This window comes from Chitinophaga deserti (assembly GCF_003149455.1).
GTDB lineage: Bacteria > Bacteroidota > Bacteroidia > Chitinophagales > Chitinophagaceae > Chitinophaga > Chitinophaga deserti.
The window spans coordinates 69021-84772 of sequence record NZ_QFFK01000009.1; the positions used below are offsets into that span (position 1 = coordinate 69021).

Below are 15752 nucleotides of genomic sequence, written 5' to 3' on the forward strand. Positions count from 1 at the left end.
AACCTGCCATGTCTGTTTTTAATCAGTCCAGAAAGCGCGTCATCCAATTCATCATGCTCGGCACCGTACTGGTGATCGTGGCGCGGCTGTTTTTCCTGCAGGTGGTGGAAACAAAATATTCCAAACTGGCAGATGCCAACGCCCACTTGCGTAAAGTGATTTACCCCAGCCGCGGCATCGTATACGACCGTCATGGCCGTGCCGTGATGCGAAATGAGGCGTTGTACGACCTCATGGTAACCCCTATTAACGTTAAGAATATCGATACGGCATATATGTGCGAGATACTGGAGATCGAGAAGGCGGAATTCCTTCGGCGCATCCAGGTAGCGAAGAACCGCGAAGGTCCAAGAAGGCCATCCGTATTTGCCAACCTCCTTTCTCCCGATATGTATGGCCGCTTACAGGAAAGTATGTACCTGTTTCAGCCCGGCTTTGAGCTGGTGCAAAGGCCGGTACGTTCGTACCCTTACGGCGTTGGAGCCAACTTCCTCGGATATATCAGTGAAATTTCTCCCGGCATGCTGGCAGATACCAGCGGCAAATACAGCTCGTACCAGCAGGGTGATTATATTGGTATGACGGGCCTGGAACGCACCTATGAGAATATTCTCATGGGGCAGCGTGGTATCCAGTACCTGGTAAAAGATAACCTGAACCGGCCACAGGGCTCCCTGGAAGGAGGGATTTTCGATACGGCCGCCATTGCAGGTAAGAACCTTCGCCTGGCGCTTGATCTGGATTTACAGGTATTAGGCGAAAAGATGATGGCAGGAAAGATCGGCTCTATTGTAGCCATTGACCCGCAAACCGGCGGAATCCTTGCAATGGTGAGCGGTCCCACCTTCGACCCAAACCTGCTCTCCGGATCTTACCGCGCCAAGAACCTTGGTATCCTTCTGACTGATACTGTAAAGCCCATGTTTAACAGGGCTATTCAGGCGATTTATCCGCCGGGTTCTACCTTTAAGCCAATAACAGGGCTTATTGCACTGGATGAAGGCGTTATCGGTCCTGACTTCGGTTTCCCATGCCATGGCGGGTACGGCCTATGCGGCCGGTTCTCCCGCTGTACGCACAGCAACCCCGGGCACGCTGCAAATATGCGTGTGGCGCTGGCCAACTCCTGCAACAGCTATTTCATGCACGTTTACCGCCTGTCTGTAGATAATAAGAAATGGGGCGGCACCAAAAACGGACAGGCAAAGTGGGTGGAATACCTGAAAGCAATGGGGCTTGGCCGCCGAATTGGGGTAGATATTCCTTCTGAAGCCATGGGCATCGTACCGGATACGGCCAGAATGAACCGTGTATACCGGAATGTATGGAACTCCTGCTCCGAAATGTATGTGGGCATGGGGCAGGGACAATTGTCGCTTACTCCCATACAGCTTGCAAATGCCATGTGCATCATTGCAAATCGTGGCTGGTATCACATACCGCACTTCGTGGAGTCCATCGACCAGGATAAATCCGATATCCTGAAAAAGTATAAAGAGAAGATTTCAGTAGCCCATATTTCCAGCGATGCATTCCAGTCTGTGGTAGACGGTATGGCGGATGTTGTTACCAGCGGTACAGCAAGAAAGGCCCAGATCGAAGGATTTGAAGTGTGCGGGAAAACCGGTACGGCAGAAAATACGACCATAGTTAATGGTAAAATGGTAAAGCTGAAAGACCACTCACTTTTCGTAGGGTTCGCGCCGAAGAACAATCCTAAGATCGCCATTGCCGTTGTAGTGGAGAACGCGGGCTTCGGTGCCACATACGCAGTACCCATCGCCAGTATCCTCATGGAAAAATACCTGACAGATACGATCTCTGCCAAACGTAAGCCAGTGCTTGAGCAAATGCTTAACTCTAATACGTTCTCTCCGGAGATCAAACATAAATCCAAACTCGACTCCCTCAACAGTGTGAATTACGCAGGTGCTGAAGGGGCCGTGATCATGAGAAAAATACTCGGGCACTAAAAAATAAAAAGCGCAAACAGACACCATGAACCGCTCACAGGCGAAATTAACAGCAGGTATTGACTGGCCCATCTTCGGGATGTACCTCGCGCTGGTATTTATCGGCTTCCTCGCGATATTCGCTGCGGAATACCGGGAAGGTGACCATGTGATCCAGAACCTCCTTTCCCAGAATAAGAACTGGGCACGGCAGGTACTGTGGTTCGGCGTGTCTATTGTGCTGGCTACCGGCATCTGGCTAACGGATAGTAAGTTCTTCACCGCAACGGCCAACCTGTTCTACGCTTTCGGTATCCTGTTATTATTGGTGGTACTGGCCATAGGCACCGGTGTTAAGGGTTCTAATTCCTGGCTGGAGCTGGGCGGCTTCCGATTCCAGCCTGCGGAGTTCACCAAGCTCTGTACCTGCCTGGCATTGGCTAAATACCTGTCGGCCATGGAAACTGATTTCACGAAACTGCGGTCGCGCCTGATTGCAGTGGGTATGGTCATGTTTCCCCTTGCTATTATCATTTTGCAGGACGAAACGGGGCTTGCTCTCGTATACCTCGCCTTTTTCCTCGTAATGTACCGCGAGGGCCTGCCAGGGGTATTGCTGGTAATCGCGTTCTCCGGGATCGTGCTGGTACTGAGCGCCCTGCTGATCGATAAATTTATTCTCCTGTATATCTTTACCGGGGTAGCAGCCGTTGTTATATACTTCAACCGCTACCAGATCCGGCGGAAGAAATCCCGGCTGGTAACGATTATTGCTATCTGGGCTTTCTGTTCCTCGTTCGTAATGTATGTTGTGCCCTTCGTGTTCACCAACGTCCTGAAAGATTACCAGGTGCGCCGCATTTACGTAATGCTCGGTCAGGAAAACGACCCCAAGGCCACGTATAACACCCGGCAGTCTATGATCGCCATCGGCTCCGGTGGATTCTGGGGGAAAGGATATCTGAAAGGCACGCAAACCCGGTTAGACTTCGTACCGGAACAATCCACGGACTTTATCTTCTGCACCATCGGTGAAGACTTTGGTTTCGTAGGAAGCCTCATTTTCCTCGGTATATATGTATCCCTGCTCTTACGGATCATCTTCATAGCGGAGCGACAGCGGTCTACCTTCAGTCGCGTCTACGCATACGGCGTAGCATCCATTATTTTCTTCCATCTGGCCATCAATATCATGATGACGATCGGTCTGGCGCCCGTAATCGGGATCCCGCTGCCCTTGGTGTCTTACGGCGGATCGTCTCTCATGACGTTTACCATGCTCATTTTCATCATGCTCCGCCTCGATGCGGACCGGCAGATGGTATTGAGATAGGGGCCGATTTGTTACATTTGTATAATGGCACGCATTATCCCGCTTTCGGAAGGAAGCTTTACTGTAGACGGAACCAAGCAATTTGTACCCTTCGATGAACGCAAAGACAAGCTGAAAGAAAGGCCTGCAGGCTCCCTGCTGGTAGAGATTCAACCTTTCCTTGTCATTACAGACCGCGATATCATCCTCCTGGATACCGGCCTCGGTTTCCGTAATTCAGACGGCATCCTTCAATTGCATCAGAACCTGATCGATAACGGGATCAACCCCATGGAAGTAACCAAGGTACTGATGAGTCATCTGCATAAAGATCATTCCGGCGGTGTGATCGTTACCGATCCGGTAACCGGCGAACGCAGTCTCAGCTTCCCGCACGCTACCTATTACGTTTCAAAGCCGGAGCTGGATTATGCTTTTGCGAACGATGGCAAATCCTATCATAAAGAAGATTTCGACCTGCTGGCACAGCGCGATAATGTATTGTTTACCGAAGGGGAAGGCAGCATCGACGGATATATCCATTACGAATGGTCGGGCGGGCACTGTCCGCAGCACCAGGTATTTCTGATTGATGACGGGGAGGATAAAGTGTTTTTCGGGGGAGATGAAGCACCGCAGATCTCCCAGATGAAGAGCCGCTTTGTGGCGAAGTATGATTATGACGGGAAGCGGGCGAGTGAATTGCGGCAGCAGTATATGGAAAGAGGGATAGCAGATAACTGGACGTTTTTGTTTTATCACGATACCAAACAACCCACAGCAAAATTCCAACAATGAACCATTTAGCCGAAGCCTGGGTGCAGGCGTGGAACAACCACGACCTCGACGCCATCATGGAACACTATGCCGACGACATCGTTTTTTATTCTCCCATCATTCAGAAACTGAATAACGACCCTCTGGGCCGTATATCAGGTAAAACCGCGCTGAGAGCCTATTTTGAAAAGGGGCTGGCGGCCTATCCCGATCTGCACTTTGATCTGTATCATGTGCTGGAAGGGGTAGATTCCGTGGTGCTGTATTATAAGAGCATCAGCAACCGCCTGTCTGCCGAAATGATGGTGCTGGGGCCGGATGGCAAGGTGAAAGAAGTGAGAGCACATTATAAAGAGCAATAAAAGCAAAAAGCCCCGGCGCTATGCCGGGGCTTTTTTATTAGTGTTGCTTATTGCCTTTTCCGTTGAAGCCGCGGTTTTCGCGGCGTTCTTTTAGTTGCCGTATCATCATGGACCTGAATTCTCTTTCAGCGCGGTAGAGGTTGCCAACTTTGCGAGGGGGGAGTACTTTCAGGAACTCCTGCTTATAACGCGTCTTGATGTCCAGCATGCGCTTTTCATATCCCAGCTCACGGTCCAGCGCTTCATTAGCCAGCTGATCGGTACGGGGCTGGGTTTTGAGTTCTTTTACCTTTTTACGGCGTTCGGAGATGAGCGTATTTACTTCTTCCGAATACTTCTTGTACACCGGCCAGAACTTCTGCGCTTCTTCGGGCGTGAGGTCCAGCTCACGGGAGATATAGAGGATTTCGAGGGACTTCACCTTGTCTTCCCCGCTGGCGGGTGCTTCCTTCTGCTGCGCCTGTACCGGCTCAATAAAGGCCGGCAGCAGAGCGATGCTGAAGCATGCAAGTATTATCCCCATCAATCTGGTCCGTTTCATCAGTTATTAATTATTGAGTTGTACCTGCCGGAGGATATTTTCCTCCAGCATGTTGTCGATCTGTTCGTTACTTAATTCCTCCGGCAGCACGCTGGGCATGCTTTCTTCGAGGGATACATTGGCAAAGATATTGTCATCATCGAAATCATCCGAGCGGTACTGGAGGAAATCGACAATTTCCTGGTCGCTGATCTGTGCCAGTTTGCGGTCGAGGGTAGCGCCAGACCATTGTTTGGCTCCCCAGATGGCAGAAACCACTACCACACCGGCTATCGCTGCGGCTGCGAGGCAGCGCTTAAACAGGCGAATCTTTTTACCTATCGGGATGACCTTTGTAACAGGTTCGTTACCACTGCCGGCAATCAAATGGCGGTCGAGGCTTTCGAAAAACTTGTATGGTGTTGAGAAAGGAGCGGTTTTACGGGAAGCAGCGGCGAGGATGGGAGCGATGCCTTCCAGCTCGTCCGTAACATCCATATTCCGGATCCTGCTGATCAGTGCTGAAGGGAACTGCTCAAAATACCCGTCGGGCACTTCTACCCCGGGCATGCCTCCCAGTTCGGGAAAGTCAGGCGAAACCGCTTTCAGTTCATCAATGATATCTTTTCCTTTTTGTGGCATATTAGTAAGACCCTTCAACCATGCAATGGTTTAAAGGTCAATTATTTTTTAAATATTCTTCTACTTTCTTCACGGCATGATGGTAAGATGCTTTCAGGGCACCTTCCGAAGTATCGAGCACTTTGCTCATGGCTTCGTATGGCATTTCGTCGTAATACCGGAGACTGAACACGGTTCTTTGCTTTTCGGGCAGAGCGAGGATGGCATTCTGGAGCTTCCATTCGATTTTAGAGGCATCATAGCCGGGATCTGCATGGAGCTTGTTGCTCAGCCCTGATTCCACGTCTGACAGGGAAAGAGCGGCCTTGCGTTTGAGACTGTCAATAAAGGACAGGCATTCATTGGTAGCGATCTTATACAGCCAGGTATACAGCTGGGCATCTTCCCGAAAGTTATCCAGGCTTTTCCAGACTTTGATAAATACATTCTGCAGTACGTCGTTCGCATCATCATGATCAATGACGAGGCGGCGGATGTGCCAGTATAGCCTTTCCTGATATTTTCTGACAATGAGGGTAAAACCTTTCTCCCGGGAGTCCGGATTTCCGAATAGCGCCAGTAATTCTTTATCTTCTTGCGTTACAGCCATAAGCGGTTGTACAGTAAATGAACGGAAACCGGTGGAGCACGGGCTGGTTTTTACACCAATATAACCAATATCCAGGGTTCCGGGTTGCTGTAAAAACAGAAAAAACCATCATTAAGATGGTTTTTTCCGGCGAAGGTTTAATCTGCGCTATAAGATTTTAGCCTTTTTTACGGGCGATGGCTTTTTCTGCTGCTGCAACGATCTGGGGTGTATCCAGGCCGTATTTCTTCAGGAGCTCCATGGGAGTACCGCTTTCCCCGAAAGTATCGTTGGTACCGATGTATTCGATGGGGATGGGGTTGTGGCGGGAAGCTACCTGTGCGATGCTGTCTCCCAGGCCGCCGAGAACATTATGCTCTTCTGCGGTAACGGCGCAGCCGGTTTTTTTGATGGATTTGATCACGGCTTCCTCATCGAGGGGCTTGATGGTGTGGATGTTGATGAGTTCCACGCTATAGCCTTTTTCTTCAAGGATGCGGCCTGCTTCCACGCATTTCCATACGAGGTGCCCGCATGCGAAGAGGGTGATATCAGTGCCTTCGTTGAGGATCTGGGCCTTTCCGATCTGGAAATCCTGGTCTTCAGCGGTGAAGTTAGGCCATTTCGGACGGCCGAAACGGAGATATGCAGGTCCTTCATGGTCTGCCAGTGCAATGGTAGCCGCTTTGGTCTGGTTAAAGTCGCAGGGTACGATCACGGTCATACCGGGGAGCATTTTCATCATCCCGATATCTTCGAGGATCTGGTGGGTGGCACCATCTTCCCCGAGGGTAAGGCCTGCGTGGGAAGCGCAGATCTTCACGTTTTTGCCGGAATAGGCAACCGACTGGCGGATCTGATCATAAACACGGCCGGTGGAGAAGTTGGCAAAAGTGGTGGTGTAGGGGATTTTGCCGCCGATGGTAAGGCCGGCAGCCACACCGATCATATTGGCTTCCGCGATGCCGCATTGAACGAAGCGGTCGGGGAATTCCTTGATAAACGCCTGCAGTTTCATGGAGCCAAGCAGGTCAGCCGTAAGGGCTAACACGTTCGGGTTCCTTCTGCCTGCTTCCAGGATGCCCTCGCCGAATCCGCCACGGGTCTCCTTTTCGTTCAGTACTTGTATGTCTTTTACCATAATGCCAGAAATTTGTGTCGCAAAACTAGAAAATAAAATAGATTAATTCTGTAAAACACGGTCGCGCAGGGCTACTTCCCACTGCCAGGCTGTACGCATCGAATCTTCGATGGTCAGCTGCGGGTCCCAACCCAGCTCCGTTTTCGCTTTGCTATTGTTTGCGTAGATAGCGATCACATCACCAGGGCGCTCGGGGCCCATTTCGTAATTCAGTTTCAAACCGGATACTTTTTCAAATGCCTGGATAGCTTCCAGTACGGTTACCCCGTTACCAGTGCCCAGATTGAAAACATCGAGATTGCTGCTGTTACGTTTTTCGATGAGGTATTGCAGTGCTTTGGTGTGGGCATTTGCGATGTCCATTACATGGATATAGTCGCGGATGCAGGAACCGTCGCGGGTGTTGTATTTAGCGCCGAAAACAGTGAGTTTCGGGATTTTGCCAATGGCGGTTTGTGTGATAACCGGCACCAGGTTGTCGGGCTTACCGATAGGCAGCTCGCCAATGAGGGCGGAAGGGTGTGCGCCTACGGGATTGAAATAACGGAGGAGGATGCTGTTGGCGGTATTAACCCGTGCAAAATCCTCGATCATCTGCTCACCCATTTGTTTGGTACGGGCGTAAGGGCTCTGGGCTTCGCCAAGGGGAGTGCTTTCTACCACAGGCAGTTCCGTGGCGTTGCCGTATACGGAGCAGGAAGAAGAAAATACGAAATTAGGTACGTTGAATTCCTTGATGCACTTCAGCACATTGATGAGTGAAGTGAGGTTATTCTGAAAGTAAAAAAGGGGTTCGTTTACAGACTCACCTACGCTTTTGAGGGCAGCAAAATGGATTACCCCCACGATGTCGCGGTTTTCGTGGAACACGGCATGCGTGTCTTCCAGGTTGCAAAGGTCCACCTTATAATTCCGGATCTTACGCCCGGTGATTTTTTCCACCCCTTCGAGGAGCTTAGTGGAGGATCGGATATTGCTGTCTACCGACACTACATCAAAACCATTGTTGATGAGATCTACGATGGTGTGGGATCCTATGTATCCGCAACCGCCCGTAACAAGGACTTTTTGCATACTGTGAAGTTATTTTATCAGATTCATCAAATAGGCGCCATAACCGCTTTTAACGAGCGGCTGGGCGAGTTTATGGAGCTGTTCGTTGTTCAGGAACCCTTTCCGCCAGGCTATCTCTTCGATACAGGCGATTTTAATGCCCTGGCGCTGTTCTATCACCTGAACAAACTGGGAAGCCTGCATGAGGGAATCGAAAGTACCGGTATCGAGCCAGGCGGTGCCGCGGGGGAGGATGGAAACCTGGAGCTTTCCCATTTCGAGGTAGGCCTTGTTCACATCCGTGATCTCATATTCTCCGCGGGGGCTGGGTTTAAGGTTAGCCGCTATATCTACCACTTCGTTGTCATAGAAATAAAGGCCCGGCACTGCGTAGTTGGATTTGGGTTTTGCCGGTTTTTCTTCAATGGAAATGGCTTTCATATTAGCATCGAACTCCACAACGCCATAGCGTTCCGGGTCAGATACCTGGTAGGCGTATACGATGCCGCCTTCCGGATGGGTATTATTAGCCAGCTGGCTGCCAAGGCCCGCGCCATAAAAGATATTGTCTCCCAGTACCAGGGCCACAGGATCTTTACCGATAAAGTCTTTCCCGATCACGAAAGCCTGTGCAAGGCCATTAGGCTCGGGCTGTTCGGCATAAGAAAGGCTCAGGCCAAACTGGCTGCCGTCTCCAAACAGGCGCTGGAAAGCAGGCAGGTCATGCGGGGTGCTGATAATGAGAATTTCCCGGATTCCAGCCAGCATTAGGGTGGAAAGCGGGTAATAGATCATTGGTTTGTCGTACACGGGCATGATCTGTTTGCTGATCGCGTAGGTGATGGGGTGGAGCCGGGTTCCGGAGCCTCCTGCCAGAATAATACCTTTCATGGCTAATTATCAAATTTTTGGAGGCACAAAAATAGTCGAACCATCCTATTTCCCCTATTATTTTGTGATATAATGCAATTTTATAACCCCATCTTCTCCGTTTAGGTCCATTTTTACCCCTCCCGGTCGGTGATTTGTCATGGGCATGAGGGATTTTGGGCATAAAAACACACTTCTTAAGGAGGATGCTGTTTAATACGCTAACTGCGCTGTATTCGTACTATGGCAATCTTCTGTAAAGCATAAGGGTATTTTAGTTCCGGATGATGTAGAGGTACTTTGAACTGGTTAACAAAAAAGCCGCCCTGAAGAGGCGGCTTTTAGATATTTCAATTGAAAATCAGCTATTTAACGAAAAGGTTCACGATAAAGAAGACCACCGCAGCAAGCGCCGCACTGATCGGAATCGTGAGTATCCATGCCCAGAGCAGGTTCACCGTTACCCCCCAGCGTACGGCCGACAGGCGCTTGGTGGCACCTACACCGATGATGGAACCCACGATGGTGTGGGTAGTACTCACGGGGATACCGAGGCTTTCGGTCATATACAGGGTAATAGCACCCGCAGTTTCGGCACTTACGCCTTCGAGAGGTGTCACCTTCGTGATACGGGTACCCATTGTTTTAATGATCTTCCAGCCACCGCTGAGTGTTCCCAGCGCAATAGCCGCGAAGCAGGAGAATGGTACCCAGTCGGGCACATCCTTGAGGGTGGCGATACTACCGTGGGCCACCATGGCGGCCGCGATAATACCCATTACCTTCTGCGCATCGTTACCACCGTGGCCAAGGCTGAATGCTGCTGATGAAACCAGCTGCAGGCGCTTAAACCAGTTCTCCGCCTTGTAAGGATTAGCCTTGCGGGAGATGTTAACGATGATCACCGTGATAATAAAGGCGACCACCATACCAATAAGCGGAGCCAGCACAATGAAGTACACTGTTGGTAATACTTTTGCGAAGTTGATAACGCTGAAGGCGCCATGTGAGTTGGCAACCGCCGCTCCGATAAAGCCACCTATCAGGGTGTGGGAGGAGCTGGAAGGGATGCCGTACCACCAGGTAAGGAGGTTCCAGATGATGGCTGCCACCAGCCCGGAAAAGATCACTTTCAGTGTAATGAACTCTTCAAACACCGATTTGGCGATGGTATTACCCACCTTGAACTCCCCGTAAAAGTATTTGGAAACGAAAAACGCCGCAAAGTTGAATAGCGCGGCCCACAATACCGCCTGAAAAGGCGTCAGCACTTTGGTGGACACGATGGTGGCGATAGAGTTGGCCGCATCGTGGAATCCGTTTATATAATCGAAAATAAATGCCAGTATAATGATGACTACCAGAAATGTCATGAGTTGTCGGATTAGCGGCTACGCATATTTAATGATGATGGTTTCTATCACGTTGGCGGAATCTTCGCACTTGTCAGTAGCGATTTCCAGCGCCTGATAGATCTCGCGCATCTTGATCAGCTCCACGGCATTGCTTTCCTGGTCAAACAGGTCAGCGATGGCGCGGTCATAAATATCGTCCGCATGGTTCTCCAGACTGTTGATTTTCACACAGGCATCAGTGATAGCCCGCATGTTGCTCATGGTACGCAGCTCAGGAATGGCTTTCGCCAGTTCCAGCACGCCCTGGTTAATCAGATCCGCCAGTTTACGGATGCTGTCATTGATCTCCACTACCTTGTACATATCGATACGCTTGGCAGAACCATGGATGTAATCTGCCACGTCATCCAGCGTAGAGGCGAGATAGTGAATGTCCTCCCGGTCAAAGGGAGTAATGAAGTTTTGACCTAATTCTACGAAAATACGATGCGTAAGGTCATCGTTTTTATGCTCCAGCCGCTCAATCAGGTGCACTTTATCTTTCCGGATTGCCGGATCCTTCGTTTCCACCAATTCTACCAGCACTTTACCCATCTCAGTCAGGTTTGCCGCCACATCCTCGAAAAGAGAATAGAACACTCTGTCTTTCGGCATGAACAATTTCACAATAGAATTAAAGCCTCCCATAAAAGTTTGTGTTAGTTGAAAATTTGCCGCAAAATTAGCTATCTGAAAGAAATAGTACCTGGAAAAAATGAGAATTAATGTTTTGGTAACATTGAATTAATATAAGAGTAATATAGCATTTTTTCCTTTGTAGTGGAATTAAGGGCCTTACCGCCGCATCATATATGTAACAATTATGATGTTAAAAAGTTGCAGAAAGCCCTCTTAAACGATCAAATGTCAGACAAACGACCACTGGATATAGTAGTAATTTCCGACGTCCACCTCGGAATCTACGGCTGTCACGCTAAAGAGCTCGCCCAATACCTGGACTCCATCCAGCCCAGGATTCTCATCCTCAACGGCGATATTATCGACATCTGGCAGTTCAGTAAGCGGTACTTCCCCAAGTCTCACACCAAAGTAATCCGCCGCATCCTCAAAATGATGGGCAAAGGCACCGATGTATATTACCTCACAGGTAACCACGACGAGGCCCTCCGTAAATATGCCGGGTTCGGACTGGGCAATTTCCTCATCGATAATAAGCTGATGCTGGATGTGGATGGTAAAAAGCACTGGTTTTTTCATGGGGATGTATATGATGTAACCATGAAAAACTCCAAATGGCTGGCTAAACTGGGTGGAAAAGGCTACGATCTCCTCATTATACTGAACCGCCTCGTAAATCACCTCCTGGAAAAAATGGGGAGGGAGAAGATGTCGTTTTCCCGGAAAATAAAGGCCGGGGTTAAACAGGCGGTAAAATTCATCTCTGATTTTGAACAAACGGTGGTAGAGATTGCCGCCGATAAGGAAATAGATGTAGTATGCTGCGGGCATATCCACCAGCCGGTGATCAGGGAAGAAACCGTTAACGGCCGGAAGGTAACATACCTCAATTCGGGCGACTGGGTAGAAAGCCTCACTGCCCTGGAGTACGCCAATGGCGAATGGGTCCTTTACCAGCACGCGGAAAAGAAAGCCCCGGTAGCGGAAGAAGAAGACGAATCCCTGTTACTTGAATGGAGCGCCGTAGCCCGCTCAGTTTCCTTCACCCGTTAATTTTCACACATTTATAACGTTTGCTTAATATTTACATAACCCTGCGGCTGTAAGTTTGAGTAACCGATCCGATCATAGATGAAGACGCTCAAGCTACACCCACTCATGACGATATCCCTTTTTCAGATGCAGATACAGCGGCTACTCCACTGTAATGCGGCCGTATATATCCGTCATACCCTGGCAAATGGTTTCAACACCCTCCGCGAAGCAGGACTGGAAGAAGACGAAATGGTGGAATTCCATATCGATGAAACCCTCAGTCTGCGCGAATTCGAAGAAGAGCTGGAAGAGAAGTTCCATTTCTCCCTCGAACTGTGCAACATGAACCAGAAACCCTTTATGAACAAAAGTCTCCGCCTGTTCCAGTTACCGCCCATTTCTGATAGCCCACCGCCCTCATGGGGCGTAGATCTCCCTGTAGAATGGATGCTGCGCCAGGGTGGTAACCCGGCGATGTAGTTTTTGCATCCCCTCTAAAAGCTTCTGCAGCAGCAGGTTTCCCTGCGTTGTTAATAATTCTTTAATGATTTCTTAACAATTAACATTCTGGTAATATTGGCTTAACATTGGCGTAATGACACCATGGTAGTTTTGCGGCCGTAATCAATACACAAATCGTGAAACGCATTATTACTGCTGTACAAATTATCGGGATTTTATGTGTCGCCTGCCTGCCGGTCTTCGCGCAGGATGGATCCGGGAAAGTGACCGGCAAACTGTCAGACAAAAAAACAGGCGAACTCCTGATCGGTGTGACCGTGATGGTTCAAAACACTGCCAAAGGCGCCGTAACGGACGTAGAAGGCCGTTATATCCTCCAGCTGGCGCCGGGTACCTACACCCTCGATTTTAAATATATGGGCTACCAGACCAAATCCATCTCCGATGTGGTGGTGAAAACCGGTCAGGTTACCAATCTTGATATTGCGCTGGACGAACCTAAGTCCAAAGACCTGCAGGAAGTGGTGATACGCGGTTCCTACAAACAGGAAACCATCAACGCCCTCTATGTTGCGCAAAAGAATAACCCCAGCATCTCCAGCGGTATTTCCGGCGAAAGCATCCGCCGCAGCCCGGACCGTAACACTTCTGAAGTGCTCAAACGCGTAAGCGGCGCCAGCATTCAGGATAATAAATACATCATTGTACGCGGCCTCAACGACCGTTACAATACCGCTACGATCAACAATGCCATGCTGCCCAGCACTGAGCCTGACCGTAAAGCATTCTCATTCGACCTCATTCCTTCTAACCTGATCGATAACATCGTTATCAACAAAACGGCCTCTCCCGAAATGCCCGCAGACTTCGCAGGCGGCCTTGTTCAGGTATATACCAAAGACATTCCCACCGAAAACTTCCTTTCCTTCAACATTGGCCTGGGCTATAACAGCCAGACCACTTTCAAGGAAACCCAGAGCATGGAGCGTGGTAAAACCGACTGGCTCACATTTGATGACGGTGCACGCAAACTGCCTTCTTCCTTCCCGTCTACCCGCGGCAAGTATGCAGCCCTGAGCCTCGACAATCAACTGTCGCTCTCCCGCGACTTCAAGAACAACTGGGGAATAAGCAACCAGGGTAAGGCATTGCCTGCGCAAAGCTACCAGGTTACCTGGGGCAACCGTATCCGTCTGAAGAAAGACGGATCTTTCGGAAGCATCATCAGCGTTACCTACCGCAATTCTGAAAACATTCAGAAAGGCGAGCGTTCCGATTATGAATCCGGCAAAGTACGCAGCTTTAACTTCGGGGAAGAATTGTATAAGTACAATACCAGTCTCGGTGCTATTGCCAACTTCACTTATGTGAAGCGTAACAATAAGATCTCGTTCAAGAACATCTTTAACCGTATCCTCGATAACAACTACATCTTCCGCTCAGGCAGCAACAACGATATCAACGGTGAGCAGCTGAGTTATGGCCAGGATATGACCATCAAGACCATGCTCAACTCCCAGCTGGAAGGCAGCCACAAACTGAATTCCCGCGACTGGAAGCTGGACTGGAACGTGAACTACTCTCTCACAAACCGCGACCAGCCCGATATGAAAGTGCTCACTTATAAGCGCAGCTTTAACCCTGCAGACACTTTCAAGGCTATGATCCCTGTTAATACTGCAGCCCGGAACGTTTCCCGCTTCTGGTCTTCTCTCGAAGAGTATGGCATTGGCGGAACGGGTTCACTGACGGTTCCGTTCAATATCTCCGGTGTGAAGCAAAGCGTGAAATTAGGTGGACAGAAACTTTACCGCCAACGCGATTTCAGCGCACGCATCCTCGGATATGTGGGTGTTAATACCGGCTACGATCAGGAGATACTGAAATTGTCTCCCGGCGAAATCTTCGCGCAGAACAATATCCGTGCAAACGGCCTGCGTATGGATGAGATCACCAACAACTCCGACAAATACAGCGCTACCTCTGACCTCGTTGCAGGATATGTACAGTTCGATAATAAGATCGGTGAAAAGGTACGTGTAGTTTGGGGTGCACGTGGTGAGTCTTACTATCAGTTTATCCGCACGGCCGATTTCTCCGGTAAACGAGTTAAGCAGGACGTTACTTTCTTTGACCTGCTGCCCAGTGCCAATATTTCCTATGCATTGAACGATAAGTCGAACCTCCGCCTGAGTGGCAGCAGAACGGTATCCCGTCCGGAGCTGCGTGAGCTGAGCTATTTCTCTTTCTACGACTTCGTAACCTACAGCAGCATGATCGGTAACCCGAACCTGAAGCGCGCACTGATCACCAATGCCGATCTGCGATATGAACTGTACCCGGGTGTAGGGGAGGCGATCACGGCTTCCGTTTTCTTCAAGCATTTCCAGGATGCGATTGAGCAGGTAGTAGATCCGGGATCTACCCCTAACCGTCGTCAGATCCTGTTCCAGAACGTACCCAAAGCACAGTCTTACGGTTTTGAACTGGAGTTCCGCAAGAAGCTTGACTTCCTTTCCAGCGAGCCTTTCTTCGATAATACAACTGCATTCGCAAACTTCTCCTACATCCATTCTTCTGTAGACCTGCAGGGGCTTACTTCAGACCAGCTGGCACAGCGTGGCCTGCAGGGGCAGAGCCCTTACCTCATCAATGCCGGTATCCAGTATGTGCAGCCTGAAACCGATCTCACCTTCGGGATGCTGTATAACAAAATGGGGCAACGTGTATACCTCGTAGGCTTCGAAGGATATGAGCACATTTATGAGAAAGGCCGCGACCTGATCGATTTACAGGTTGGTAAGAAGATACTGAAGAAGAAAGGAGAGCTGAGGCTCAATGTGAGCGACCTGCTGAATCAGAAGGTGCTCTTCTATCAAAACAACGACGGTAAAAAGGCTTATAAAGAAGGCGTTGATCAGATCATCAACTCCCTCCGCCCGGGTACAAACATTTCGTTGAATTTCACTTACCAGTTTGGTTTGGGAAAGAACAAATAAACGAGGTACAGTAACAATTTCATAAC

15 protein-coding genes are annotated in these 15752 nt (G+C 49.6%); 7 read left to right on the top strand and 8 right to left on the bottom strand.

The window, feature by feature from the left end; genetic code table 11:
- Positions 1 to 8: 8 nt before the first annotated feature.
- Genes mrdA through DEV76_RS20080 form a run of 4 tightly spaced genes read left to right on the top strand, consistent with a single transcriptional unit; the run spans position 9 to position 4403 of the window.
- Positions 9 to 1973, top strand: a complete 1965-nt coding sequence (gene mrdA, locus DEV76_RS20065; RefSeq protein WP_109699726.1) for a penicillin-binding protein 2 — start codon at positions 9 to 11, stop codon at positions 1971 to 1973.
- 25 nt (positions 1974 to 1998) lie between these two features.
- The gene (gene rodA / locus DEV76_RS20070; protein ID WP_109699727.1) at positions 1999 to 3285 is read left to right on the top strand and encodes a rod shape-determining protein RodA; all 1287 of its coding nucleotides are present in this window, start codon (positions 1999 to 2001) and stop codon (positions 3283 to 3285) included.
- 24 nt (positions 3286 to 3309) lie between these two features.
- The gene (locus DEV76_RS20075) at positions 3310 to 4062 is read left to right on the top strand and encodes an MBL fold metallo-hydrolase (RefSeq protein ID WP_198652144.1); all 753 of its coding nucleotides are present in this window, start codon (positions 3310 to 3312) and stop codon (positions 4060 to 4062) included.
- Positions 4059 to 4403 carry a nuclear transport factor 2 family protein gene (locus DEV76_RS20080; protein ID WP_109699728.1) on the top strand — a complete coding sequence of 115 codons (345 nt, stop codon included), beginning with the start codon at positions 4059 to 4061 and terminating at the stop codon, positions 4401 to 4403. Before DEV76_RS20075 ends, DEV76_RS20080 begins: the two co-directional genes overlap by 4 nt.
- 37 nt (positions 4404 to 4440) lie before the next feature.
- On the opposite strand, the gene DEV76_RS20085 is transcribed toward DEV76_RS20080, so the two are convergent.
- The 8 genes from DEV76_RS20085 to DEV76_RS20120 all read right to left on the bottom strand — a co-directional run bounded on the left by DEV76_RS20085 (position 4441) and on the right by DEV76_RS20120 (position 11206).
- Positions 4441 to 4944 (bottom strand): hypothetical protein, encoded by a 504-nt coding sequence (locus DEV76_RS20085; RefSeq protein WP_157963009.1) that lies wholly within the window; start codon positions 4942 to 4944, stop codon positions 4441 to 4443.
- A gap of 6 nt (positions 4945 to 4950) precedes the next feature.
- Positions 4951 to 5565 (bottom strand): hypothetical protein, encoded by a 615-nt coding sequence (locus DEV76_RS20090; protein ID WP_109699730.1) that lies wholly within the window; start codon positions 5563 to 5565, stop codon positions 4951 to 4953.
- A gap of 37 nt (positions 5566 to 5602) precedes the next feature.
- On the bottom strand, positions 5603 to 6154 hold the full coding sequence (locus tag DEV76_RS20095; protein ID WP_109699731.1) for an RNA polymerase sigma factor: 552 nt from the start codon (positions 6152 to 6154) through the stop codon (positions 5603 to 5605).
- Positions 6155 to 6311: 157 nt separating this feature from the next.
- Positions 6312 to 7274 carry a transketolase family protein gene (locus DEV76_RS20100; protein ID WP_172621706.1) on the bottom strand — a complete coding sequence of 321 codons (963 nt, stop codon included), beginning with the start codon at positions 7272 to 7274 and terminating at the stop codon, positions 6312 to 6314.
- Between the two features lie 42 nt (positions 7275 to 7316).
- Positions 7317 to 8348: a UDP-glucose 4-epimerase GalE gene (gene galE / locus DEV76_RS20105; RefSeq protein ID WP_109699733.1), complete on the bottom strand. Its 1032-nt coding sequence runs from the start codon at positions 8346 to 8348 to the stop codon at positions 7317 to 7319.
- Positions 8349 to 8357: 9 nt separating this feature from the next.
- Positions 8358 to 9218, bottom strand: a complete 861-nt coding sequence (rfbA, locus tag DEV76_RS20110; RefSeq protein WP_109699734.1) for a glucose-1-phosphate thymidylyltransferase RfbA — start codon at positions 9216 to 9218, stop codon at positions 8358 to 8360.
- A 344-nt stretch (positions 9219 to 9562) separates the two neighbouring features.
- Positions 9563 to 10570: an inorganic phosphate transporter gene (locus DEV76_RS20115; RefSeq protein ID WP_109699735.1), complete on the bottom strand. Its 1008-nt coding sequence runs from the start codon at positions 10568 to 10570 to the stop codon at positions 9563 to 9565.
- An 18-nt stretch (positions 10571 to 10588) separates the two neighbouring features.
- The gene (locus tag DEV76_RS20120; protein WP_232826998.1) at positions 10589 to 11206 is read right to left on the bottom strand and encodes a DUF47 domain-containing protein; all 618 of its coding nucleotides are present in this window, start codon (positions 11204 to 11206) and stop codon (positions 10589 to 10591) included.
- A 249-nt stretch (positions 11207 to 11455) separates the two neighbouring features.
- On the opposite strand from DEV76_RS20120, the gene DEV76_RS20125 reads away from it, so the two are divergent.
- From DEV76_RS20125 to DEV76_RS20135, 3 genes are all read left to right on the top strand, one after another.
- Positions 11456 to 12283 (top strand): UDP-2,3-diacylglucosamine diphosphatase, encoded by an 828-nt coding sequence (locus DEV76_RS20125; RefSeq protein ID WP_109699895.1) that lies wholly within the window; start codon positions 11456 to 11458, stop codon positions 12281 to 12283.
- Between the two features lie 78 nt (positions 12284 to 12361).
- Positions 12362 to 12745: a hypothetical protein gene (locus DEV76_RS20130; RefSeq protein ID WP_198652146.1), complete on the top strand. Its 384-nt coding sequence runs from the start codon at positions 12362 to 12364 to the stop codon at positions 12743 to 12745.
- A gap of 158 nt (positions 12746 to 12903) precedes the next feature.
- Entirely contained in the window at positions 12904 to 15726 is a 2823-nt protein-coding gene (locus DEV76_RS20135; RefSeq protein ID WP_109699738.1) for a TonB-dependent receptor, read from the top strand.
- The last annotated feature ends 26 nt before the right edge of the window (positions 15727 to 15752 follow it).

Bases quoted from the DNA above. Each gene is read 5' to 3' on its own strand.
- mrdA (WP_109699726.1), top strand. From the start codon at position 9: ATGTCTGTTTTTAATCAGTCCAGAAAGCGCGTCATCCAATTCATCATG.
- rodA (WP_109699727.1), top strand. From the start codon at position 1,999: ATGAACCGCTCACAGGCGAAATTAACAGCAGGTATTGACTGGCCCATC.
- DEV76_RS20075 (WP_198652144.1), top strand. From the start codon at position 3,310: ATGGCACGCATTATCCCGCTTTCGGAAGGAAGCTTTACTGTAGACGGA.
- DEV76_RS20080 (WP_109699728.1), top strand. From the start codon at position 4,059: ATGAACCATTTAGCCGAAGCCTGGGTGCAGGCGTGGAACAACCACGAC.
- DEV76_RS20085 (WP_157963009.1), bottom strand. From the start codon at position 4,944: ATGAAACGGACCAGATTGATGGGGATAATACTTGCATGCTTCAGCATC.
- DEV76_RS20090 (WP_109699730.1), bottom strand. From the start codon at position 5,565: ATGCCACAAAAAGGAAAAGATATCATTGATGAACTGAAAGCGGTTTCG.
- DEV76_RS20095 (WP_109699731.1), bottom strand. From the start codon at position 6,154: ATGGCTGTAACGCAAGAAGATAAAGAATTACTGGCGCTATTCGGAAAT.
- DEV76_RS20100 (WP_172621706.1), bottom strand. From the start codon at position 7,274: ATGGTAAAAGACATACAAGTACTGAACGAAAAGGAGACCCGTGGCGGA.
- galE (WP_109699733.1), bottom strand. From the start codon at position 8,348: ATGCAAAAAGTCCTTGTTACGGGCGGTTGCGGATACATAGGATCCCAC.
- rfbA (WP_109699734.1), bottom strand. From the start codon at position 9,218: ATGAAAGGTATTATTCTGGCAGGAGGCTCCGGAACCCGGCTCCACCCC.
- DEV76_RS20115 (WP_109699735.1), bottom strand. From the start codon at position 10,570: ATGACATTTCTGGTAGTCATCATTATACTGGCATTTATTTTCGATTAT.
- DEV76_RS20120 (WP_232826998.1), bottom strand. From the start codon at position 11,206: ATGCCGAAAGACAGAGTGTTCTATTCTCTTTTCGAGGATGTGGCGGCA.
- DEV76_RS20125 (WP_109699895.1), top strand. From the start codon at position 11,456: ATGTCAGACAAACGACCACTGGATATAGTAGTAATTTCCGACGTCCAC.
- DEV76_RS20130 (WP_198652146.1), top strand. From the start codon at position 12,362: ATGAAGACGCTCAAGCTACACCCACTCATGACGATATCCCTTTTTCAG.